Annotated in this window: 11 protein-coding genes; 9 read left to right on the forward strand and 2 right to left on the reverse strand. The window is 73.1% G+C overall.

From position 1 onward, the window contains the following. Positions 1-26: 26 nt before the first annotated feature. Positions 27-698, reverse strand: coding sequence for an LmbU family transcriptional regulator (locus tag AC07B0_RS35635; RefSeq protein ID WP_356879846.1), 672 nt, complete (start codon positions 696-698; stop codon positions 27-29). Between the two features lie 525 nt (positions 699-1,223). Between AC07B0_RS35635 and AC07B0_RS35640 the strand changes: the two genes are divergently transcribed. After that, the gene (locus AC07B0_RS35640) at positions 1,224-2,405 is read left to right on the forward strand and encodes a serine hydrolase domain-containing protein (protein WP_478900037.1); all 1,182 of its coding nucleotides are present in this window, start codon (positions 1,224-1,226) and stop codon (positions 2,403-2,405) included. Between the two features lie 117 nt (positions 2,406-2,522). Next, the gene (argB, locus tag AC07B0_RS35645; RefSeq protein ID WP_478900038.1) at positions 2,523-3,554 is read left to right on the forward strand and encodes an acetylglutamate kinase; all 1,032 of its coding nucleotides are present in this window, start codon (positions 2,523-2,525) and stop codon (positions 3,552-3,554) included. Between the two features lie 26 nt (positions 3,555-3,580). Here argB and AC07B0_RS35650 read toward each other — a convergent pair whose 3' ends face one another. Beyond that, on the reverse strand, positions 3,581-4,327 hold the full coding sequence (locus tag AC07B0_RS35650) for a thioesterase II family protein (RefSeq protein WP_356879840.1): 747 nt from the start codon (positions 4,325-4,327) through the stop codon (positions 3,581-3,583). 501 nt (positions 4,328-4,828) lie between these two features. Between AC07B0_RS35650 and AC07B0_RS35655 the strand changes: the two genes are divergently transcribed. The 7 genes from AC07B0_RS35655 to AC07B0_RS35685 all read left to right on the forward strand — a co-directional run bounded on the left by AC07B0_RS35655 (position 4,829) and on the right by AC07B0_RS35685 (position 24,796). Further along, positions 4,829-5,044: an MbtH family protein gene (locus AC07B0_RS35655; protein WP_356879838.1), complete on the forward strand. Its 216-nt coding sequence runs from the start codon at positions 4,829-4,831 to the stop codon at positions 5,042-5,044. Between the two features lie 73 nt (positions 5,045-5,117). Continuing rightward, positions 5,118-5,837 (forward strand): LmbU family transcriptional regulator, encoded by a 720-nt coding sequence (locus tag AC07B0_RS35660; protein WP_356879836.1) that lies wholly within the window; start codon positions 5,118-5,120, stop codon positions 5,835-5,837. A gap of 91 nt (positions 5,838-5,928) precedes the next feature. Then, positions 5,929-7,485: an amino acid adenylation domain-containing protein gene (locus AC07B0_RS35665; protein WP_469382553.1), complete on the forward strand. Its 1,557-nt coding sequence runs from the start codon at positions 5,929-5,931 to the stop codon at positions 7,483-7,485. A gap of 20 nt (positions 7,486-7,505) precedes the next feature. Then, positions 7,506-7,736: an acyl carrier protein gene (locus AC07B0_RS35670; RefSeq protein WP_467298870.1), complete on the forward strand. Its 231-nt coding sequence runs from the start codon at positions 7,506-7,508 to the stop codon at positions 7,734-7,736. A 270-nt stretch (positions 7,737-8,006) separates the two neighbouring features. Then, on the forward strand, positions 8,007-9,191 hold the full coding sequence (locus AC07B0_RS35675; protein ID WP_356879832.1) for an NAD(P)/FAD-dependent oxidoreductase: 1,185 nt from the start codon (positions 8,007-8,009) through the stop codon (positions 9,189-9,191). Between the two features lie 48 nt (positions 9,192-9,239). Beyond that, entirely contained in the window at positions 9,240-17,036 is a 7,797-nt protein-coding gene (locus AC07B0_RS35680; protein ID WP_478900039.1) for an amino acid adenylation domain-containing protein, read from the forward strand. Next, the gene (locus tag AC07B0_RS35685; protein WP_478900040.1) at positions 17,033-24,796 is read left to right on the forward strand and encodes an amino acid adenylation domain-containing protein; all 7,764 of its coding nucleotides are present in this window, start codon (positions 17,033-17,035) and stop codon (positions 24,794-24,796) included. Before AC07B0_RS35680 ends, AC07B0_RS35685 begins: the two co-directional genes overlap by 4 nt. Positions 24,797-24,807: the final 11 nt, after the last annotated feature.

Consider the following 24,807-nt stretch of genomic DNA (forward strand, 5'->3'; position numbering starts at 1 on the left):
TGCCGGGGCCTGCGGGCAAGGGGCCCTCAGGCCCCGACGGCCACCGGCCGGGTCCGTACCGCGAGACCCTCGGGGCGCGCGTTCTCCTCGGCGGTGCCCGCCGCCGGCGCGGCCAGGCCCTTGATGCCCGTGAGGTCGGAGACCGCCTTGCGGTCCGGCCGCTCGCCGAGGTCCTCCAGGGCGCTCGCGGCCGCGCTGTCCAAGGTGGCCATCACCCACTGCTCGAAGTCGACGCCCAGCTGCTCCGCGGCCTGGCCCCACCACTCGACACGGCTGCCGGGCACCTCCAGGCGCCGGCTCGGCTCGGCGGGAGCGCCCGGCTGCCGCTCGCCCTGGCGCACGGCCCGGATGGCGTCGCGCAGCTGCTTGGTGGTCCACTGCCGCTGCTCGGCGCGGTCGAGCCAGTGGTCCTGTTCCTCGACCGGCATCGAGGCCAGCTCGGCGTGGTGCTGGAAGCTCAGGGCGGGCCGGCGCCGGTCGAGGTCGAAGCGTCTGGAGACCCACGCGTAGTTGCGCAGGGTCTGGTAGGAGAGGCCGACGGCGCGGATCCCGCGCTGGTACCGGTCGGTGTAGTGGTCCTTGCCGTACACGAGCCAGTCGCCCAGCCACCAGGAGGACGAGTCGAGGACGTCGGCGAGCTGCCGCCCGGCCCGTTCCCACTCGGCGTAGGCCAGCCCGGCCGGCATCTGGAGGCTCACCTTGGTCGTCAGTACCTGGCCCCGTCGCGGCGCGGTCCCCGCAGTGCGCGGCTGCCGAGGCTGGGGCTGCGGGAGAGCGGTTGCCGGGGCGCCACGCGACCCCGCGGTGTGACCGGCCTGACGTGCCATCATGCCTCCATGGAAGGGCGTACGTAACCGGCGAGCAGTCTCGCGAGGCGGTCTGGAGCTGCGCCGGAGCGGCGTTCGAACGACTGCGCCGCGACCCTTTCCGTGGCATGAAACCGATCGTCCGGTGCATCATCGGTGAGCTCCCGGCGGCCGGGTACGGGATCGTTCAGGTGCCCCGCCCGGGGGAGTTGTCCCGTCGACGGGACGCCACGTGACCGCAGGCGCCGCCGTGTGCCGAGCGCCCCTTCCGGCGCGCGTTCCGCATCGCGGAGCCGTGCGACCCGGCCGCCGCCGCTGTGCGCGTGAGCGCCGGGTGTGGACCGCATCAGCCACAGGACGCTGCCGCCCACGGGTCACACAAGTGCGAAATCAGCCAAATCCGGACGACTCAGGGGAATGACGATGGGGAAGAGATACAGAGCCGGGGTGGTCGCCCTGGTCGCGGCCGCGATCACGGCCACCGCCTTGACGGCTCCCGCCCAGGCGGCGCGCGACACCGGCCCCACGGCGGCCGGCCACCGGGCGACGCAGCGCGCGATCGACGCGGCCGTCGCGGCCGGGGTCCCCGGCGTCACCGCCGAGGCGCGGGACGCGGGCGGAGTGTGGAAGTCCGCGTCGGGCGTGGGCGACCTGCGGACGGGAGCGCCGCGCGGCAAGGACGACCGCTTCCGCGTCGGCGGCATCACCAACACCTTCGTGGCGACGGTCCTCCTCCAGATGGAGACGGAGAAGAAGCTCAGCCTCGACGACACCGTGGAGCGGCACCTTCCGGGCCTCGTGACGGGCAACGGCAACGACGGCCGCGAGATCACCGTACGGCAGCTCCTCAACCACACCAGCGGCCTGTTCGACTACCTGGCCGACGAGGAGTACGCGAAGACGTACCTGACGGGCGACGGCTACCTCCAGCACCGGTACGACACCCTGACGCCCCGGACGCGCGTGCGGGTGGCCCTCTCCCACGAGCCGCCGTACCGGCCCGGCGCCCGGCACTGGTACTCCAGCACCAACGACGTCCTGGCCGCGCTCGTCGTCGAGAAGGTCGGCCGCAAGCCGTACGAGGCCGAGGTGCGCAACCGCATCATCGAGCCCCTGGGCCTCAGGGCGACGTCCCACCCCGGCACCGGCGCCCAGCTGCCCCGGCCGAGCAGCCGCGGCTACTCGAAGCTCTTCGGCGCGCAGCCGGACCGGATCGACGACGTCACCGAGATGAACGGGTCCCAGGCCTGGGGCAACGGCGACATCATCTCCAGCGCGGCCGATCTGAACCGGTTCTACGAGGCCCTCATGCGCGGCAGGCTCCTGCCGCCGCAGCAGCTGGCGGCCATGAAGACGACGGTCGACAACCCCGACTTCCCGGGCTCGTCCTACGGGCTCGGCATCGAGCGGCTCACGACGAGCTGCGGCGGTTCCGTCTGGTACCACGACGGAGGCGCGGTGGGGTGGATCACCGTGGCCACCTTCACCGAGGACGGCCGCCGCCAGTTCACCTACAACTACAACGCCAACTGGGGAGCGGAGACCCTCCTCCCCATCCTGAACGCCGAGTACTGCGAGCAGCCCGCGCGCACGCGCTGAGGCAGGTCGCGAGGACGCCCCTTCCCGACCGCGACACCCGTCGTATCGAAGGCGAACGAAACGGATGGCGGCGCCTGGATCGCGTGACAACGACACGTCCGTCAACCGGGAGGGTTCATGACAGTGCGAGCAGCCGTGGCGGGAGCGGCCGGACATCCGGACGGACAGCCGGACGGACGTCCGGACGGACAGCCGGGCGGGCGTCCGGACGGCGGGGCGCGCCGCTCCGCCGAGCGTTCGGTCCCGCCCAAGGCACACGCCCTCATCGAGGCGCTGCCCCGGATGGCCCGCCACCACGGCAAGACCGTCGTCATCAAGTTCGGCGGCAACGCCATGGTCGACGACGACCTGAAGGCGGCCTTCGCCAAGGACGTCCTCTTCCTGCGGCACGCGGGCCTCAACCCCGTCGTGGTGCACGGAGGCGGCCCGCAGATCAGCGCGCAGCTGCGGCGCCTGGGCCTGGAATCCCGGTTCGAGGGCGGGCTGCGGGTCACCACCGACGAGACCATGGACGTCGTACGCATGGTCCTCGCCGGTCAGGTGCAGCGCGAGCTCGTCGGGCTGCTCAACGAGCACGGCCCGCACGCGGTGGGCCTGACCGGGGAGGACGCCCGCCTGATGACCGCCACCAAGCACTACGCGGAGGTCGACGGCCGGCCCGTGGACATCGGCCGCGTCGGCGAGGTGGCCGACGTCGACGCCGGGATCGTGCAGGCCCTCATCGACAACGGACGCATCCCCGTCATCTCCTCCATCGCCCGGCCCGCGGACGACAAGGACGCCGCGGGGGGCGGGGTGTTCAACGTCAACGCCGACACCGCCGCCGCCGCCCTCGCCGCCGCGCTCGGCGCCGAGACGCTGCTGGTCCTGACCGACGTCGCGGGCCTGTACGCGAACTGGCCCGACAGCGACGAGGTGATCCCCCGGCTGACCGCCGGCGAACTGACCGGGCTGCTGCCCGGGCTGGCCGCCGGGATGATCCCCAAGATGGCGGGCTGCCTGCACGCCGTGAACAACGGGGTCCGCAGCGCCCGCGTCATCGACGGCCGGGTCAAGCACTCCGTCCTGGCGCAGATCCTCACCGACGAGGGCGCCGGCACGCTGGTCGTACCGGACGAGGACGCGAGTTCCGGGGGAGCGGCACCCTGAGCCGCACGCCGGCCGCACGGCGAGGCTCAGGAGGGGCGCGTCGCGGCCGCCGCGTCGAGCGCCGCGGTCGCGTCCCGTTCGATCTGCCGCAGCAGCGGCCGGGGATCGTCCTGGAAGTAGAAGTGACCGCCGTCGAAGATCCGCAGCCCCAGGAAGTGCTCGGTGTACCGGGCCCAGTCGGCCATCCGCTGCGGTGAACAGGCGTGGTCCTCGGCTCCCGCGTAGGCGGACAGCGCCACGGGCAGCGGGGCGGCGCCGGGAGCGGGGCGCCAGTTCTCCACCAGGGCCAGGTCGGCCCGGATGACCGGTTCGAACAGGGCCCACAGCTCGGGGTCGTCGAAGACCTCGTCGGGCGTGCCGCCGAGCAGCTTCAGCCGGGTCCGCAGCTCGGCGTCGGGCAGCTCGTGGTACGGATGCGCCGGTCCGGCCGGCTGCGGTGCGGACCGTGCGGAGACCCCGATCCACACCGGCAGCGGCAGGCCCCGGTCGACGGCCCGCCGGGTGATCTCGTACGTCACGAGGGCGCCCATGCTGTGCCCGAACAGGGCGTAGGGGACGGTCAGTTCGGACTCGACGTGGCTCAGCAGGAAGTCGGCGAGGCGGCCGGCGTCCGCGATCTGCGGCAGTTCGAGGAGGAAACCGTGGCCCGGGGCGTCGAGCAGCCGTACGTCCCACGTCGCCGGCAGCCCGGCCCGCCAATGGCGGTAAAGGGTGTGTGAGCCCCCGGCGTGGTGCAGGACGAACAGGCGCAAGGTGGGTCGGGTGCTGTCCATCTCTCTCCCTCGGATAGGGCCGCGCGTCCTCGGACCGTAGAGCGGTGGCCGCTCGCGGGGGCGCGCGCACCAGAGGGCCTCCGCCGCAGGTGTGGCGGCTCTTGGCCGATCCTCAGGTGGCGCGGACGGGAGCCGGCCGCCGGTTCCGCGCCCGCGGAGCCCCCTGCCGGGAGGCCCGGCAGCTGCCCGGACGCCGGCCGCCGGCCGCGGATCCCCGCCCGCCACCTGCTCCTCCAGGAGACCTTGACCGTGTCTCAAAAGGGTTGTGTCTACAGTGTGCGCGTCGGCTACCCGGCAACGCGTACAGCCGGCCCGTACGACGACCGTGACCCGGCTCGGACGGCCGGGGCCCGCACCACCGCCCGAACCGGGCGGACGGCGCACGGGCCGACCGGTAGTCGTGGGTTCCCCTTCCGGGGAACGCGGGGCGGCGGCCCTCCCGCACCTGCCCCCGCGCATTCCCATCCCGAGCCACCCCATGACAGTTGAGGACGGTGCGAGTTGAGCACGAACCCCTTCGATGACGAGGACGGCCGCTTCCACGTGGTGGTCAACGACGAGGAGCAGCACTCCCTGTGGCCGGCGTTCGCCGAGGTGCCCGCCGGCTGGCGGGTCGTCTTCGGTGAGGCCGCCAGGGCCGAGTGCCTCGAGTACGTCGAGAAGAACTGGACCGACCTGCGCCCCAAGAGCCTGCGCGAGGCCATGGCCGCGGGCTGACGGAGCAGCACGGCTTCGCGGTCGAGTGATCGGTTACGCCCGGGCAAGCACTCTGAGTGGGGGGATGACGGTGGTGAGCGGCGCTGTGAGGACCGCGAGCGGTATCAAGGCGGGGCCGGGGGGCAACAGCGGTGAGCCCGCGCGGCGCGACGTGGTGCCGTCCTTCGTGGGGTCGCAAGCCACGGTGCAGAAGTCGGGGATGATCCTCCCGCAGAACCTGCCGGAGCGCTCCTGGGAGCGGATCGGGACCGACCTGCGCGAGCTCGTGAACTCCTCCGCGTGGTGGCTCGCCGACTGGCTGATCTACGGGGAGGCCACCTACGGGTGGCGGCGGTACAAGGAGGCGATCGAGCGCACCGGGCTGGACTACCAGACGCTGCGCAACTACGCCTGGGTGGCCCGGCGGTTCGAGCACTCGCGCCGGCGGGACGGCCTCAGCTTCGCCCACCACGCCGAGGTGGCCCGCCTGGCGCCGCCGGAGCAGGACTACTGGCTGCGCAAGGCCGAGCAGCAGAAGTGGTCGCGCAACGAACTCCGCCGGTCGGTCCGGGCCAGCCTGGCCGTGCAGAGCGACACGGCCGAGATCCCCCCGGGCGGCGACGAGAAGCAGGACGTGCCCCGGCTGGCCGGTCCGGCGGCCGCCGAGAAGCGCCGGCAGAAGGTCACCACGCTGACCATCGAGCTGTCCGTCGGCCGGCTGGAGTGCCTCGCGGAGACGGCGGCCGCGCACGGCCTGTCCGTCGACAAGTGGGTGGCCCAGATGCTGGAAACCGCCGACCGCAAAACCGCCTAGAGGCGCGCCCGAACGTGCCGGCAACGCCCGTTGCCCGTGTCGCGCCGAGACGGCGCGTGCGGCCGGACACCTCTCACATCGGAGCCAGTTGATGATCCTTCAGGGAAAGCGGGTCGCCCTGCCCCCGGCGCCCGTCGTCCACAAGCGGTTCGAGGCGCACGTGGCGGCCGCCCCCGACGCCGTGGCCGTCGTCCGGGCCGGCCGGCAGGTGACGTACGCCGAGCTGGACGCGAAGGCGAACCGTTTCGCCCACCTGCTCGTCGCGCGCGGACACGGCCGGGGCGCGAAGGTCGGCGTGTGTCTCGACTACTCGGTCGACATGCTCGTGGCCATCCTCGGCACCCTGAAGGCGGGCGCGGCCTACGTACCGTTCGACCCGGCCTACCCGGAGGCCCGGCTCCGGCTGCTGCTGGGCCAGGTCCCCGGTCTCGCCCTGATCGTGGCCTCCCCCGCGACGGCCGCGATGGTCGAGTCCGCGAGCGTCGACGTCATCGACCTGGAGCAGCTGGCCGGTCACCTGGCAGGTCTCCCGGCGACCGCGCCCGACGTCCCCGTCACCGGGGACGACGTCTGCTACGCGGTCTTCACCTCCGGATCGACCGGTACGCCCAAGCTCACCGCGGTGCGGCACGAGGGCTGGTTCAACCTGATGAACTGGCTCCAGGTCGAGTACGGCCTGGACAGCGGGTCGAACAACCTGGTCGTCAGCGCCTTCGGCTTCGACCTCTCCCAGCGCGCCCTGATGACCGCCCTGTTCTGCGGCGCCACCCAGTACCTGCTGGCGAGCCGGAACTTCGACGCCATGATGGCCTACCGCATCCTGAACGAGCACGACATCCGCACGGTCCACTGCGCCTCCAGCACCCTGTACCTGCTGGTGGACTGGGAGACCGCGCGCGGCGGCGACGCCCTCACCCGGCTGGACTACGTCCTCTTCGGCGGCGAGGCCCTGAAGGCCGGGCGGCTCACGGACTGGGCGCGGCGCGAGGGCAACACCTGCACCCTCCTGCACCAGTACGGGGTCGCCGAGTGCACGGACGTCGCGACCTCGTACGACCTCGCCGGGTACCGGCCCGGCGAACAGGACGTCCCACCGGTCGGCAGGCCCGCGTACAACACCGACATCCACCTCCTCGGCGAGGACCTGCGCGGTGTCGCGCCCGGGGAGCAGGGCGAGATCTGCATCTCCGGGGCCAGCGTCGGCGCGGGTTACCTCAACGCCGGTCCCGAGAACCGGAAGTTCACCACGATCACGGTCGACGGGGAGCCGCGCCGGGCGTACCGCACGGGCGACCGCGGCTACGTGAACGAGGCCGGCGAGCTCGTCGTCCTCGGCCGGATCGACGCGCAGGTGAAGGTGCGCGGCATGCGCATCGACCCCACCGACATCGAGCGCGCGCTCGCCCGGCTGGCCGGGGTCCGGGAGGCCGCCGTGGTGGTCACGTACACCGAGTCCGGCGACGCCGAACTCGTCGCCTTCGTCGTCCCCGCGGGGGACGGCCCCACCGAGAACGACCTGCGCACGGGCCTCCTGGAGACGCTGCCGCGGAACATGGTCCCGGCCAGGTTCCTGAACATTCCGCGCATTCCGCTGAGCCCGCACGGGAAAGCGGACCGCGCGGCGCTGGCCGATGCTTGCCGAGCCTGAAGACAATCGAGAGGACTGTGATGATCGCCGATCGTGTGCGCGCCATTTGGTGCCGGGAACTCCAGCAGGAAGACATATCGGTCGACGATGATTTCTTCGCCCTCGGCGGCCAGTCCCTGATCATGGTCAACATTCAGGGTGCCTTCATGGACGAATTGGGCGTCGAGGTCCCCATCGACCAGATGTTCCTCAACTCGACGGTGGCGTCGATCTCGGCGTACATCGAGTCCCAGGGCGCGGTGACCTCCTAGCATCGGGCGTGGTCGACGCCGCGCCGTGTCTCGCCGGCGAGACACGGCGCGGCGTCGGTGCGCGTTCTCCGCCGCGTTTCCCGCGCTTTCCCCGCCGCGTTCTCCGCCACTGGTTCCCTTCATTCCGCCAGTGCGGACGGCTAGCATCGCATTCATGCCCGGCAGCGGTTGTTCCGTCCGCCGCGCCGATAGCGCGCCCCCCTTGCAACGGATAATCCGGTTGCGGCCGCGCTGCGTCAAAAACCACCTGCTAAGAGAGGCGTAGGCGCCATGTACGACGTGATTGTCATAGGTGCTCGTTGTGCGGGTTCGCCGACGGCCATGCTATTCGCGCAGCAGGGATATCGCGTCCTGCTCCTGGAGAAGGCGAATTTCCCGCAGGACACCCTGTCCTCGCACTACCTGCACCAGCCGGGCGTGGCGCTCCTCAACAAGTGGGGGCTGCTCGACAAGCTCCGTGAGGCGGGCTGCCGGCCGATCAACCACGAGAGCTACCAGGGTCCCGAGGTCCGCCTCGACGGCTTCTCCCTGCCGGTCGACGGCCAGCGGACCACGTACGCGCCGAGGCGGTTCGTGCTCGACCCGATCCTCGCGGCCGGCGCGGTCGCGGCCGGGGTGGAGTTCCGCGAGGGCTGCGCGGTCAACGACCTGGTGTTCGAGGACGACCGGGTCGTCGGAGTGCGGTACACGACGCCCGACGGCGCCGAGGCGACGGACCGGGCGCGCCTGGTCGTCGGCGCGGACGGCATGCGCTCGCTGGTGGCCCGCAAGGCCGGTGCGCCGAAGGTCATCGAGCACGCGCGGATGACCTGCGTCTACTACAGCTACTGGGCCGGGGTCCCGTCGAGCTTCGAGCTGTACGAGCGGCCGGGGCGCTGGGTGGCCGCCCTCCCCACCAACGACGACCTCACGCTGATCATGACCTACTTCCCGCAGGACGAGTACAACGAGGTCCGCAAGGCGGCGGAGGCCGCCTACCTCGAGGCCGTCCGCACGACGGCGCCCGACCTGTTCGAGCGGATGTCGGCCGGCACCCGCGTGGAGCAGATGTACGGCACCGGGCACCAGGAGAACTACTTCCGCAAGGCCTACGGACCCGGGTGGGTCCTGGTCGGCGACGCGGTGCACCACAAGGACTCCATCACCGCCCGCGGCATCACCGACGCCTTCGTCCAGGCCCAGGCGCTCACCGACTACATCGGGGCGGGCCTCCACGACGACGCCGCGCTCAAGGCGGCGCTGCGGCGCTACGAGAACGACCTGGGCAACAACGCCCTCAGCCTCTACCAGGGCGTGCTCAACGTGGCCGAGCTCAAGCCCGAGGGGCGCACGGAGATGCTGCGCAAGCTGGTCGGTCACCAGGACCTGATCGACCGCTACTTCTCGACGACGTCGGGCGCGATCTCCCTCGACGACTTCTACAACGCCGACCTGTTGACGGTACTCGATCAGTAATTGAGCGGCGGACCGCTCACTGGTAGTTCTGCCGATTTTGGAGAAACAATGATTCCGTTGTCGTTCGCGCAGCGCCGGCTGTGGTTCGTGGACCGGTTCGAAGGCCCTTCGCCGACCTACAACGGCGCTTTCGCCCTGCGGCTGACCGGTGAGCTGGACGTGGATGCGCTCCGGGCGGCGCTCCACGACGTCATCGACCGGCACGAGGTCCTCCGCACGGTGATCGTCGAGGACGGCGACGGCGTCCCGCACCAGCAGGTGCTCCCCCCCGAGGAGAAGCCGTTCGAACTGACGGTCGCCGAGGTCACGCAGGAGGAGCGGGCGGCGGCCGTCGCCGAAGCGGCCACCCGGACCTTCGACCTGGCCGCCGACGTGCCGATCCGCGCCACGCTGGTGCGGACCGGCCCGCGCGCCCACACCCTGGTCCTGGTGGTGCACCACATCGCCCTGGACGGCGAGTCCCTCGGACCGCTGCTCCGCGACCTGAGCGTGGCGTACTCGGCGCGCGGGCACGGCGCGGCCCCGGTGTGGGAGCCGCTCCCGGTGCAGTACGCGGACTACACCCTGTGGCAGCAGGACGTCCTCGGTGACGAGTCCGACCCGGACAGCCTCGCCGCCCGCCAGCTGGCGTACTGGCGCGAGGCCCTGGCCGGCATGGTGCAGCCGCTGGCCCTGCCGACGGACCGCCCGCGCCCCAAGCGGACGAGCCCCCGCGGCGGCCTGGTCGAGTTCCCCGTCGACGCCGCCCTCGTCGGGGCCGTGGAGAAGCTGGCCGCGGAACAGGACACCACGGTGTCCATGGTCATGCAGTCGGCGCTCGCGGTGCTCCTGCACCACCTCGGATGCGGCGACGACATCCCCCTCGGCGGGCCGATCGCGGGCCGCACCGACGAGGAACTGCGCGACCTCGTCGGGTTCTTCGTCAACACCTGGGTGCTGCGCGTCGACGTCTCCGGCAACCCGACCTTCCTGGAACTGCTCGGGCGCGTGCGGGAACGGGCCCTGGCCGCCTACGACAACCAGGACATGCCGTTCGAGCGGCTGGTGGAGCTGCTCAACCCGGACCGGTCCACCGCCTACCACCCGTTCTTCCAGGTGATGCTCGCCTGGCAGGAGCCGCTGGGCGCCCTGGACTTCGCCGGACTCGACGTCGAGTCCGAGACGCTCGACACCGGAACGGCCAAGTTCGACCTCTTCTTCAACATGATCCCGAACGCCTCCGGCGGGGCGGGGGTCCGGCTGGAGTACGCCACCGACCTGTTCGACCAGGGCACGGTCGAAGGCCTCGCGGACCGGTTCGTGCGCGTGCTGGGCCGGCTCGTGGCCGACTCGGGACGCGGTGTCAGCGGCATCGACGTCCTCGACGCGGCCGAACGGGACCGGCTGCTCCACCGGTTCAACGACAGCGCCACCGAGCAGTCCGGGCTGACGGTCCCGGAGTTGTTCGAAGACCAGGTGGCCAGGACGCCGGACGCCCCGGCGGTCCTGTGCGAGGGCCGGACGCTGACCTACCGGGAGCTCGACGACCGGGCGAACGCCCTCGCGCGGGAACTGGTCCGCCGCGGCGCCGGGCCGGAGGACCTGGTGGTCCTGGCACTGCCCCGCACGGAGGACCTGGTGGCCGGCCTGCTCGGCATCCTCAAGTCCGGTGCCGGCTACGTGCCGCTGGACCCGCAGTACCTCGCCGGACGGGCGGAGACCGTGCTGTCCGAGGCACGCCCGCGTTTCGTGGTCACCGACACCGCGACGGGCCGGGACCTGCCCTCCCACGACATGACGAGCGTCAACATCGACCACCGCACCACGTGGGAGGCGACCCCGGGAACACCCGACGACGCCCCGCGCAGCGCGCCGCCCGGCCCGGACAACCTGGCCTACGTGATGTACACCTCCGGCTCCACGGGCACGCCGAAGGGCGCGGCGATCACCCACCGCAACGTCGTCAACGGCGTGCGGGAACTGGTCCGCGTCCTCGACGCGCCCCCCGGCTGGAAGATGCTGGCCGGCACCTCCGTGAACTTCGACGTCTCCGTCTTCGAGCTGCTGACCACCCTGTCCACGGGCGGCACGGCCGAGGTGGTGGCGAACGCGCTGGCGCTCGCCGACCGGGACGGCTGGGACGGCCACGTCATCAGCGGGGTCCCCTCCGTGCTCGGCGAACTGACCGGCCACCTGGAGAAGGCGGCCGACGTCCGCACGGTCGTGTTCGCCGGCGACGTGCTCCCCGCCCGGCTGGTGCGCCAGGTGCGCGAGGCCCTGCCCGGCGCGCGGATCGTGAACTCCTACGGGCAGAGCGAAAGCTTCTACGCCACCACCTTCGCCCTCCCGGCGGCCGAGGAGTGGGCGGACGGCGACGTCGCGCCCATCGGCACCCCGCTGGGGAACATGCGCGCGTACGTGCTGGGCCCGGGACTCGCCCCGGTGCCGCAGGGCGTCATCGGTGAGCTGTACGTCGTCGGTACCTGTCTCGGCCGCGGCTACCACGGCCGCCCGGGCCTGACCGCCGAGCGGTACGTGGCGAACCCCTTCGGCCCCGCGGGCGAACGCATGTACCGCACCGGCGACCTGGCCCGCTGGAACGCGCACGGCCTGCTGGAATGCGTCGGCCGCGGCGACGGCCAGGTCAAGGTGCGCGGCTTCCGCATCGAGACGGCCGAGGTCGAGGCGGCGCTCACCGCGCACCCCGGCATCAGCGAAGCCGTGGTGATCAGCCGCGAGGTGCCCTCGGGCGGGCGGCGGCTCGTCGCGTACGTGGTGCACACCGGCGAGGGCGGCGTCGGCGACGACGGCGCCGGCGGCATCGGCGACGTGGACGTGCAGGCCGGAGCCTCGGCCGCCGAGCTGCGCAAGTTCGCCGCCGCGCGGCTGCCCGACTACATGGTCCCGTCGGCCTTCGTCGCCGTCAGCCGGCTGCCCCTCGGACCGACCGGCAAGCTGGACCGCTCGGCGCTGCCCGAACCGGAGTTCCTGGGCGAGGCGTACCGGGAGCCCCGCACCGAGGCCGAGAAGATCATCACCGCCGCGTACGCGGACGTGCTCGGCGTGGACCGGGTCGGCGTCGACGACGACTTCTTCGCGGTGGGCGGCGACAGCCTGCGCTCCATCCAGGTCGTGGCGCGGGCCCGCGCCCGCGGCCTGACCCTCACCACCCGGGAGATCTTCGAGAGCCGCACGGCGGCCCGGCTGGCCGAGGTGGCCTCCGACCGCCGGGACGAGGTACCCGTGCTCGCGGAGCTGGAGGGCGGCGGCGTCGGCCCGATGGCCCTCCAGCCGGTGGCGCGCCACGTGTTCGAGCACGGCGGCGGGACGGACCGCTTCGCCATGTCGATCGTGCTGGAACTGCCCGCGGGCATCGACGGGACCGGGCTGGCCGCGACGCTGGACGCCGTCCTCGACCGGCACGACCTCCTGCGCTCGCAGCTGGTGGGCGGCGCAGAGCCCTCCCTCGTCGTACGCCCGCGGGGCGCCGTGCGGGCGGCCGACCTGATCCACCGCGTCCCCTGCGACGGCCGGTGGGACGACCCGTCGGCCCTGGAGGCGGCGAAGGCCGAACTCGACGCCGCGGCCGGCCGCCTCGACCCGGAAGCCGGGACCATGGCGGACTTCGTCTGGTTCGCCGCGGACCCGGGCGCCGGCCGGCTGCTCGTCGTCCTGCACCACCTCGTGGTGGACGGCGTCTCCTGGCGCATCCTCATGTCGGACTTCGCCGAGGCGTGGCAGCGGGTCCGCTCCGGCTCCGCGCCCGAACTCCCCGAGGTCGGCACCTCGGCCCGCCGCTGGGCGGCGGCCCTGGAGACCGAGGCCCTCTCCCCGGAGCGGGAGGAGGAGCTGGAGTACTGGCGGGACCTGCTCGAAGCGTCCGACCCCCCGCTGGGCGCCCGGCCGTTCGACCCGGCCGTGGACCTGATGTCCACCCTCGACACCGTGCGGGTGCAGCTGCCCGCCGACGTCACCGAGGCGGTCCTGACCACCCTCCCCGCCGCGTTCAAGGCCACCGGCACCGACGTACTGCTCGCCGCGCTCGCCCTCGCGGTGAACGAGTGGCGCGGCGCGGACCGCTCCACCCTGGTCCGGCTGGAGGGACACGGCCGCGAGGAGGACGTCGTCCCCGGCGCCGACCTCTCCCGCACCGTCGGATGGTTCACCAGCATGTACCCGGCCCGCGTCGACGTGCGGGGAGTGGACCTGGCCGACGCACTGGCGGGCGGCCCCGCAGCCGGCCAGGCCGTCAAGCTGGTCAAGGAGCAGCTGCGCGGGGTCCCGGACAAGGGCATCGGGTACGGACTCCTGCGCTGGCTCAACCCGGAGACCGCCGAACAGCTCGCCGAGTACCCGGCGCCGCAGATCGGCTTCAACTACCTCGGCCGGATATCCGACACCGACGTGCCCGAGCACCTGCGCGCCGACGGGTGGGTGCCGGCGGACTGGTCCTCCGAGCTCATCCCCATGCCCGACCCGGACCTGCCCGCGCTGTCCGCGCTGGAGGTCAACTCGGTCGTCACGGACACCGCGGACGGCAGCCGGCTGCAAGCCGTCTTCATGTTCCCCACCGGAGTGCTGTCCCGGACCCGGACCTCCGAACTGGCCGAGCTGTGGACCCGGGTGCTGCGCGGCATGGCCGCGCACGCCGCACGCCCGGGAACCGGCGGCCTCACGCCCTCGGACGCCCCGCTGGTCTCGGTGCGGCAGGCCGAGATCGACGACTGGGAGGAGCGCTACGGCCGGCTGGTCCAGGTCTGGCCGCAGGCCCCGGGCCAGTCCGGCATCCAGTTCCAGGCGGCGCTCGCCGACGGCACCTTCGACGTCTACCACATGCAGTTCGTGCTGCACCTGACCGGGCACGTGGACCCGGCGCGGATGCGGGCGGCCGGGCAGGCCCTCCTCGACCGGTACCCGAACCTGCGCTCCGCGTTCCTCGCCGGAGCCGACGGCGATCCCGTACAGGTCGTCGCGGAGCACGTCGACGTGCCCTGGCGGCACCTCGACCTGACCGGTCTCGGCGAGGCCGAGCAGGAAGCGGAGCTGGGCAGGGCCCTCGCCGGGGACCGGGCCGACCAGCTCGACCCCACCCGGCCGCCGCTGTTCCGCCTGGCCCTGCTCACCTGCGGACCGCAGAAGGCCAAGCTCCTGATCACCGCCCACCACACCCTCTTCGACGGCTGGTCGTCGCCGCTGGTCATCAAGGACCTGGTGCGGCTGTACGCCGGGACCGAGGAGCTCGCCCCGGTCCGCAGCTACGGCGACTACCTGGGCTGGCTGTCGAAGCAGGACCGGGACGCGTCGGCCGCCCGCTGGAAGGACGAGCTCGACGGATTCGACCAGCCGACCCTCCTGGCCGCCGGCCTGCCCGAGAAGGGCGAGGCCTCCCGCCTCGGCCGCGTCGAGGTCCCCCTGTCGATCGACAAGGGGCGGGAACTCGCCCGGCGCGCCGCCGAACTCGGGGTCACCCTGAACACGCTCCTCCAGGGCGCGTGGGCCGTCCTGCTCTCCACGCTCACCGGGCAGCAGGACGTGGTGTTCGGCGCCGCCGTCAACGGCCGCCCCGCGGACCTGGTCGGTTCGGACGAGATGGTCGGCCTGTTCATCAACACCCTGCCGACCAGGGTGGTCTGCCGGCCGGACCACACCGTGGGCCAGGTCATCACCGACCTCCAGGACCGGCAGATCTCCCTGCTCGACCACCACTACTACGGGCTGGCCGACATCCAGCGCGGCGTCGGACTGCCCGCCCTGTTCGACACCATCGTCGTGTTCGAGAACTATCCGATCGACCGCGAGGGCATCGTCGAGGCCAACGACTCGGCCGGCTTCACCATCGACGCCATCCGGCCGTTCGCGGGCTCGCACTACCCGCTCACCCTCAACTCCTCCGACCCCTACCTGCGGCTCTCCCTCGACTACCAGACCAACCTCTTCGACCACGCCGCGGCCGAGGAGGTCGCCGCCCGGCTCGTCCGGGTGCTGGACCAGGTCCTCGAAGACCCGCAGAAGCCCGTCGGCGCCCTGGAGGTGCTGTCGGACCAGGAGCGGGACTGGCTGGTCAGGGGCGTCAACGACACCGCGGCGGAGGTGGCCGCGGACACCCTGCCGGACGCCTTCGAGGCCCAGGCGGAGCGCACCCCCGACCGGGTGGCACTGATCGGCGAGCACGAGACGCTGACGTACGGGGAGTTCAACCGGCGCGCCAACCGGCTCGCGCACTGGCTCATCGAGCAGGGCGCCGGCCCGGAGCGGCTGGTCGCCGTACGCGTCCCGCGCTCGGTGGACCTGATGGTGGCGGTCTACGCGGTCGTGAAGGCCGGAGCCGCCTACGTCCCGGTGGACACCGAACTGCCCGAGGACCGGGTGCGGCACGTACTGGACGGCGCGAAGCCGCTGCTGGTGCTGGACGGGACCCTCCCGGACGTGTCCGGGTACGCGCCGACCAACCCGGAACGGGAACTGTCCCCGGACCACGCCGCGTACGTCATCTTCACCTCCGGTTCCACGGGCGGCCCCAAGGGCGTGCAGGTGGCCCACCGGTCGATCATGAACCGGCTGAAGTGGGGCCTGTCCCACTTCGACGTCGGCGCCGAGGACCGGGTGCTGCTGAGCACCACGGCCAGCTTCGACGTGTCGGTGCCGGAGATCTTCGCACCGCTCCAGGCCGGCGCCGCCGTGGTCATCGCCCGCCCGGACGGACGCCGCGACCCGGCCTACCTCGCCGACCTGATCCGGCGCGAACGCGTCACCGGCGCGGACTTCGTGCCCTCCCTGCTGGAGGCGTTCGTCAACGAGCCCTCCGCCAAGGAGTGCACGAGCCTGCGCTGGATCGAGGTCGCGGGCGAGGCGTTCCCGCCGGCCCTGGCCGACAGGGCCGCCGACGTCCTGCCCGGCTGCGGGATCCACAACCTGTACGGCCCGACCGAGGCGTCCGTGGAGGTCACCGCCTACCAGCACGTCCCCGGCGCCGGCCGGCTGCCGATCGGCGCACCGGTGTGGAACACCCAGGTGTACGTCCTCGACGCGGCGCTGCGCCCGGTCGCGCCCGGCGTCGCCGGCGAGCTGTACCTGGCCGGCACCGGCCTCGCCCGGGGCTACCTGGGACAGACCGGGCTGACGGCGGGCCGCTTCGTCGCCTGCCCCTTCGGCGAACCGGGCACCCGGATGTACCGCACCGGGGACCTGGTGCGCTGGACCCGCGACGGCCAGGTCGACTACATCGGCCGGACCGACTTCCAGGTCAAGATCCGCGGTTTCCGCATCGAACTCGGCGAGATCGAGAACGTACTGGCCGCGCACCCCGACGTCGACGGCGCGGTCGCCCTGGTGCGCGAGGACCGTCCCGGAGACCAGCGGCTCGTCGCGTACGTGGTGCCGCGAGCCGCCGCGGCGGACACGGCCGGACCCGACCTCACGGCCCTGACGGACCTCGCCCGGGAGCACCTGCCGGAGTACATGGTCCCCTCCGCGATCGTCGCGCTCGCCGAACTCCCCGTGACACCCAGCGGGAAGCTCGACCGCAAGGCGCTCCCCGCCCCGGACCGCACCGAGGCCGCCGCCGTCGGACGGGGGCCGCGCACCCCCCGGGAAGAGGTCCTCTGCCGGCTGTTCGCCGACCTGCTGGACGTCGAGGAGGTCGGCATCGACGTCGACTTCTTCGACCACGGCGGACATTCGCTGCTGGCCACCCGGCTGATCGGCCGCATCCGCAACGCGCTCGACGTCGACGTCAAGGTCACGACGGTGTTCCGCAACCCGACCGTCGCCCAGCTGGCCGAGCAGGTCGAGGAACTGGCCACGTCGAACCGCCCCCAGCTGCGCCCCAAGCTGGGCCAGATGACCGTATCGGAGACGCGTCGATGATCCCGCTGTCCTTCGCCCAGCGCCGGATGTGGTTCCTCCACCATCTGGAGGGACCGACCTCGACCTACAACATCCCGTTCGTCCTGCGCCTGGACGGGCCGCTGGACACGGCGGCCCTGCTGGCCGCGGTGACGGACGTCGCGAACCGGCACGACAGCCTGCGCACGCTGATCGCCGAGGACGCGGACGGCACCCCGGAGCAGCTGATCCTGCCCCCGGAGGAGGCGGCCCTCCAGTTCCAGGTGGTCGACGTGGCCGCGGACGAGGTGGACGCCGCCCTGCACGCGGCCGTGTCCCGCGGCTTCGACCTGGAGACGGAACTCCCCCTGCGGACCACCGTCTTCCGCGTCTCCCCGCAGGAACACGTCCTGGCGTTCGTGTTCCACCACATCGCCGCCGACGGTTCGTCGATGGCGCCGTTCCTGCGGGACCTGGTCTCGGCCTACACGGCCCGCCGGGGCGGGAGCGCACCGCGGTGGACGCCGCTGCCCGTCCAGTACAAGGACTACACCCTGTGGCAGCGGCAGCTGCTGGGCGAGGACGGCGGTGAGGACGGCGTCGCCGCCTCTCAGCTCGCCTACTGGCAGCGGGAACTCGACGGCGTCCCGCAGCCCGTGGAACTGCCGCTGGACCGGCCGCGGCCGAAGGTGATCAGCCACCGCGGCGGCCACGTCGAGTTCCTGCTGGAGGCCGACGTCGTCGCCGGACTCGGGAAACTGGCCACCGGGCACGGCGCCACGCTGCCGATGGTCGCCCAGGCCGCGCTGGCCGTCCTGCTGAACAAGCTGGGCGCCGGCGAGGACGTCACGATCGGCAGCCCGATCGCCGGGCGCACCGACGAGGCCCTGGCCGACCTGATCGGCTTCTTCGTCAACACCTGGGTGCTGCGCGCCGACCTGTCCGACAACCCGCGGTTCACCGACCTGCTGGAGCAGGTGCGGGACAAGGCCCTCGCCGCGTACGACAACCAGGACGTCCAGTTCGAGCGGCTGGTGGAGCTCCTCGACCTGGAGCGTTCCACCTCCTACTCACCGCTGTTCCAGGTGATGCTGGCCTGGCAGTTCGTATGGCCGGAGATAGAGATCCCGGGGCTGCGGGTCACCCCCGTCGCGGTGGGCACCGACACCGCGAAGTTCGACCTCTACTTCAACATCGTCCCCGACGCGTCCGGCCGCGCCCACGGGCGGCTCGAATACGCGGCGGACCTGTTCGACCCCGCCACGGCCGCAGCCGTCGTCGACCGGTTCGTCCGCATCGTGGAGCGGGTGGCCGCCGACCCGGGTGCGCACGTCGCGGACATCGACGTGCTGGGCCGGGACGAGCGGCGGTGGCTGCTGAGCACGGCGAACGACACGGCCGAGCCGACGCCGGAACCGGGCCTGGCGGAGACCGTGTCCCGGCGGGCCCGGGCGACGCCCGGGGCGCTCGCCGTCGTCGCCGAGGACCTGACGCTGACCTACGGGGAACTGGAGGCGCGGGCGAACCGGCTGGCGCACTGGCTCGTCGGCCGGGGCGTGCGGCCCGAGTCGCTGGTGGCCGTCCGCCTGCCCCGCTCCGCGGACCTGGTGGTCGCCCTGCTGGCCGTACTGAAGGCGGGCGCGGCCTACCTCCCGATCGACCCGGACCACCCGCGCTCCCGGATCGACCACATCCTCGACGACGCCCGTCCGGCACTCGTCCTCGACGCCGACGCGCTGGCCGGCGCGGACCTCTCCGGCCGCCCGGACTCGGCGCCGGCCGTGCGCGTCGCCCCGGACAACACCGCGTACGTCATCTACACCTCTGGATCGACGGGAAACCCGAAGGGGGTCGCGATCCCGCACGGCGCGCTGGCGAACTTCCTCGCCACGATGGGCCGGCGGGTCCCGCTCTCGCCCGCGGACCGGTGGCTCGCGGTGACCACGGTCTCCTTCGACATCGCGGCACTGGAGCTGTACCTGCCCCTGGTCTCCGGAGCGGCGGTGGTGCTCGCGAGCAAGGACACCGTCACCGATCCGTCGGCCGTCGTCGCCGCGATGCGCCGCCACGGCGTCACCGTCGTACAGGCGACTCCGGCGTTCTGGCAGATCCTGGCCCTGCACGAGCCGGACGCCGCACGGGGACTGCGGGTCCTGGTCGGCGGTGAGGCCCTGCCGGCGCGGCTGGCCGGGACGCTGGCCGACCGGGCCGCCGAAGTGCTCAACGTGTACGGCCCGACCGAGACCACCATCTGGTCGACGATGGCGCCCGTGACGGCGGGCACGGGCGTGGCGATCGGCTCACCGATCGGGAACACCCGGGTGTACGTGCTCGACTCCGCGCTGGCACCGGTCCCGCGCGGGGTGCGGGGCGAGCTGTACATCGCCGGCGACGGACTGGCCCGCGGCTACCACGGCCGCTCCGACCTGACCTCCGAACGGTTCGTGGCCTGCCCGTTCGGCCCCGCCGGCGCGCGGATGTACCGCACCGGCGACCTGGTGCGGTGGGGCCGGGACGGCCGCCTGGAGTACGTCGGCCGGACCGATTTCCAGGTGAAGGTCCGGGGCTTCCGGATCGAACTCGGCGAGATCGAGCACGTGCTGGCCGGGCATCCCGCGGTCGCGCAGGCCGTGGTCGTCGTACGGGAGGACGGGCCAGGCGGGCAGGACGGGCAGGACGGGCAGGGCAGGGAGAGCGCCAAGCGCATCGTGGGCTACGTGGTGCCCGCCTCCGACGACCCGGAGGCGACCGGTCCGCTGCTCGCCGAGCTGCCCGCGTACCTGCGCGGCCGCCTGCCGGACTACATGGTGCCCACCGCGCTCGTGCCGCTCGCGGAGATACCGCTGTCCCCGGCCGGGAAGGTGAACCGGCGCGCGCTGCCGGCGCCGGACCAGACGCGGGCAGAGGCCGGCCGGGCGCCCCGCGACCAGCGTGAGGAGGCCTTCTGCGCGCTGTTCGCCGACGTGCTCGGCGTACCGGCGGTCGGCGTCGACGACGACTTCTTCACCCTCGGCGGGGACAGCATCCGTTCCATCCAGGTCGTCGTGCGGGCCAGGGCGCTCGGCCTCGCGGTCAGCACGCGGGAGGTCTTCGAGCACCGCACGGTCGCCCGGCTCGCGGAACTCGTCGAAGGCCGGGCCGAGGAACGCGTGACCCTGGCCGAGCTGCCCGGCGGCGGCGTCGGCTGGGCACCGCCGACCCCCATGGCGGCGCACGTCCTCGCGCTGGGCGGCGGCGTCGGCCGGTTCGCCATGTCCGGGCTGCTGACCCTGCCCGGGGACGTCGGCCGTACGGAGCTGCTCGCCACGGTGCGGGCCGTACTGGACCGGCACGACGTGCTGCGTTCCCGGCTCGACCGGACCCGGCCGGGCCTGCTGATCGCGGAGCCCGGCAGCGTGGACGCCGCCGCGCTGCTGCGGGAGGTACCCGGCGACGCCGACGTGCACGCCGAACTGGACGCGGCCGCTGGCCGGCTGGACCCGGACACCGGGGTGATGGCGCAGTTCGTGCGGTTCACCTCCGGCACCGGACCGGAAACCGGCACCGCACCGGAAGCCGACGCGGCAGCGGGAACGCCCGCGGACCGGCTGCTGATCGTGCTGCACCACCTGGTCGTCGACGGGGTGTCGTGGCGGATCCTGCTGCCCGACCTGGTCGCGGCCTGGCAGCGGGTCCGCGACGGCCGCGCACCGGAACCGGCCCGGGCGGGCACCTCGCTCCGGCGGTGGGCGCACGCCCTGGCCGACGCGGCGGCCGACCCGGAGCGCGTGGCGCGGGAACTGCCCGTGTGGCAGGAGGTCCTGCGCGGCGACGAGCCCGTCCTGGGAGCACGGCAGGTCGACCCGGCGCGCGACGTCGCCTCCACCGTGGACACGGTGCGGGTCACCCTCCCCGCCGACGTCACGCACACCCTGCTGACCACCGTGCCCGCGGTGTTCCGCGGCGGCCCCGACGACGCCCTCCTGGCCGCCCTCGCGCTGGCCCTGGCCGGGCGGCGCCAGGCGCGCGGCGAGTCCGGGACCTCGACGCTCGTCCGCAGGGAGGGCCACGGCCGGGACGAGGACCTGGTCCCCGGCGCGGACCTGTCGAACACCGTCGGCTGGTTCACCTCGGCCCACCCGGTCCGCCTCGACCTGGCCGGCATCGACGTGGCCGACGCCTTCGCGGGCGGCCCCGCCGCCGGCCGGGCCCTCAAGGCCGTCAAGGAGCAGCTGCGGGCGGCGCCGGACCACGGCACCGGCTACGGCCTCCTGCGCCACCTCAACCCCGAGACGGCCGCCGTACTGGCCACCGGACGGGAACCGCAGATCGGGTTCAACCACCTCGGCCGGACCTCCCCCGCGGACCTCCCCGAGGACCTGCGCGGCCTCGGCTGGGCACCGGACACCACCCACCGGGACCTGACCCCCGCGCCGGACGGGGACATGCCGGTCCTGTCGGCCCTGGAGATCAACGCGGTCACCACCGCCACCCCCGACGGCGACGAGCTGACCGCCCACTTCGCCTTCCCCACCGGAGTCCTCTCCCGCGAGGAGGTGAGCGAACTGGCCGGGCTGTGGGTCCGGGCGCTGAACGCCCTGGCCCGGCACGCCACGGCCCCCGGCGCCGGCGGTCTGACCCCGAGCGACGCCCCCCTGGTCGACGTGCGCCAGGAAGAGATCGACACCTGGGAAGCCCGCTTCGGCAAGCTGACCGAGGTGTGGCCGGCGACCCCGGCACAGTCCGGGATGCTCTTCCACACGATGCTCGCCGGCACCTCCTTCGACCCGTACCACATGCAGATGGTGTTCCACCTGTCCGGCGAGGTCGACCCGCGGCGGATGCACCGGGCCGGACAGGCGCTCCTGGAGCGCCACCCCAACCTGCGCGCGGCGTTCGCCGACCGCGCCGACGGCGACGTCGTACAGGTCGTCACGGCGGCGGGCACCCCCCTGCCCTGGCAGTACCTCGACCTCACCGCGGCCGACGAGGCCGAGCGGACGGAGACCTTCGAACGGTTCCTCACCGAGGACCGGGCCGCCCACTTCGACACGGGCGCCCCGCCCCTGATGCGGCTCGCACTCGCCGTCCTCGAACCCGGACGCGCCGAACTCGTGATGACCTGCCACCACGTACTGCTCGACGGCTGGTCCCTGCCCCTGCTGATGCGGGACCTGCTGCTGCTCTACGCGTCCCACGGCGACCCGGCCGCCCTGCCCCGCACGCGCGGCTACGGCGAGTTCCTGGCCTGGCGCGCCCGGCAGGACGACGAGGAGTCCGCCCGGGTGTGGGCGGCCGAGCTCGACGGCGTCGAAGAACCGACCCTGCTCGCCCCCCGCTCCGACGGCGCGGGCGAGAAGGGCGTCGACGAGATCGACGTCGGCCTCCCGGCCGACGAGGCGCGCGAACTGGCCCGGCGCGCCGCCGAGCTGGGCGTCACCGTCAACACCCTGGTCCAGGGCGCCTGGGCGCTGCTGCTCGGGCAGCTCACCGGCCGCCAGGACGTCGTGTTCGGCGCCACCGTCTCCGGGCGCCCGCCCGCGGTGACGGACGTCGACTCGATGGTCGGGAACTTCATCAACACCCTCCCCGTACGCGTCGAGTACGCGCCCGGCGACACCCTCGCCGAGGTCCTGGGCCGGCTCCAGAGCCGGCAGGCCGGTCTCCTGGAGCACCACCACTACGGGCTGACGCAGATCCAGCAGGCCGCCGGCCTGCAGTCCCTCTTCGACACGCTGGTCGTCTTCGAGTCGTACCCGATCGACCGGGAGGGCCTCGGCGCCGCCGCCGAGGCCGCGGACGGGATCGCCTTCACCGGCCTGCGCCCGTCCACGGCCACCAACTACCCCCTCGCCCTGATGGCTGCGGCCGACCCGCACCTCCAGCTCGTCCTCCAGTACGCGCCGGGGGTCTTCGGCCGGGAGGCGGTGGAGGCGCTCGCGGCCCGCCTCGTGCGCGTCCTGCGGCAGCTGGCGGCCGACCCCGGGCTCAAGACCGCGCACGTCGACGTCCTGGAGCCGGCCGAACGCGACCGGCTGCTGGCCGGGCTCAACGACACGGCCGTACCCACCCCGGACGTCACGGTGGCCGGTCTCGTCGAGGCGCAGGCGGCGCGGACCCCGGACGCGGTCGCCGTGGACGCCGGGGGCGTGTCGCTCACGTACCGCGAGCTGGACGACCGGGCCCGCCGCCTGGCGCGCGAACTGGCCGGACGCGGCGTGGGCCCCGAGTCGGTGGTCGCGGTGTCGCTGCCCCGGTCCGCGGACCTGGTCGTCGGCCTCCTCGCGGTCCTCAAGGCCGGCGGCGCCTACCTGCCCGTCGACCCCAAGTACCCCAGCCACCGCCTCGCGGCCATCTTCGGCGAGGCTCGGCCGCACCTGGTCCTGACGGACTCCGCGACCGTCGCGGTCCTGCCGCGGCACGACGCCCCGGACCTCCTCCTCGACGCGCTCGACCTGACCGCGGACGACACCGGCCCCGAACCGCGGGTCCACGCGGACCAGCTGGCGTACGTGATGTACACCTCCGGCTCCACGGGCAAGCCCAAGGGCGTCGCCATCACCCACGCCAACGTGGTCAACGGCGTCCTGGAGCTCGCCTCCCGCGTGGACATGGAGCCGGGCAAGCGGCTCCTCGCGGGCACGTCGGTCAACTTCGACGTCTCGGTGTTCGAGATCTTCACGACCCTCGCCGCCGGCGGCGTCGTCGAACTGGTCCGTGACGTCCTGGTCCTCGGGGAGCGGGACGGCTGGAACGGCGCCGTCATCTCCACCGTGCCGTCGGCCTTCGCCGAACTCGTCGACGACATCGCCGGCCGCACCCGCGTGGAGACGGTCGTCTTCGCGGGCGAGGCCCTGCCCGCGTCGCTCGTCGAGAAGGTGCGGGGAGCCTTCCCGGGCGTACGGGTCGTCAACGCCTACGGGCAGAGCGAGTCCTTCTACGCCACCACCTCCACCGTCTCCGGCGGGACGGGCGGCCCGGCGGGCAGCGCGCCCGTCGGCACCCCGCTCGGCAACATGCGGGCCTACGTCCTCGGCCCCGGCCTGGCTCCGGTGCCGCCCGGCGCCGTCGGCGAGCTGTACGTCGGCGGGAACGTGGGCCGCGGCTACCACGGCCGCGGCGAACTCACCGCCGAACGCTTCGTGGCCGACCCGTACGGCCCGGCCGGCGCACGCGTGTACCGCACCGGTGACCTCGCCCGCTGGAACGCCGAAGGGCAGCTGGAGTACGTGGGCCGCGACGACGCGCAGGTCAAGGTGCGCGGCTTCCGCATCGAACCCGGCGAGGTCGAGGCCACCCTCACCGCGCACCCCGAAGTCGACCAGGCCGTCGTCATCGCCCGGCAGGGCGCGGGCACCGGCAAGCGGCTCGTCGCGTACGTGGTGGCGTCGGGCGGGACCGCCACCGAGGACATCCGCCGGTTCACCGCCGAACGGCTGCCCGAGTTCATGGTGCCGTCCGCGTTCGTGCTCCTGGACCGGCTGCCGCTGATGCCCAACGGCAAGCTGGACCGGTCCGCGCTGCCCGAACCGGAGTTCACCGGCGCCCCCTACCGCGCACCGCGCAACGCCCGCGAGGAGACCCTGGCCGCGCTGTTCGCCGAAGTGCTCGGCGTGGACCGGGTCGGCATCGACGACAGCTTCTTCGAGCTGGGGGGACACTCCCTGCTCGCCACCCGGCTGATCAGCCGGGCCCGTACCGAGATGGGGACGGAGATCCCCATCCGCAAGGTCTTCGATCTGCCGACGGTGGCCGCGCTCGCGGCGTGGCACGAGGAATCCGCCGCTCCCCGTCGCCCCAGCCTCCGCCAGATGTTCGCTTGAGGAGTGAACCA

This window comes from Streptomyces sp. NPDC044704, assembly GCF_056433525.1.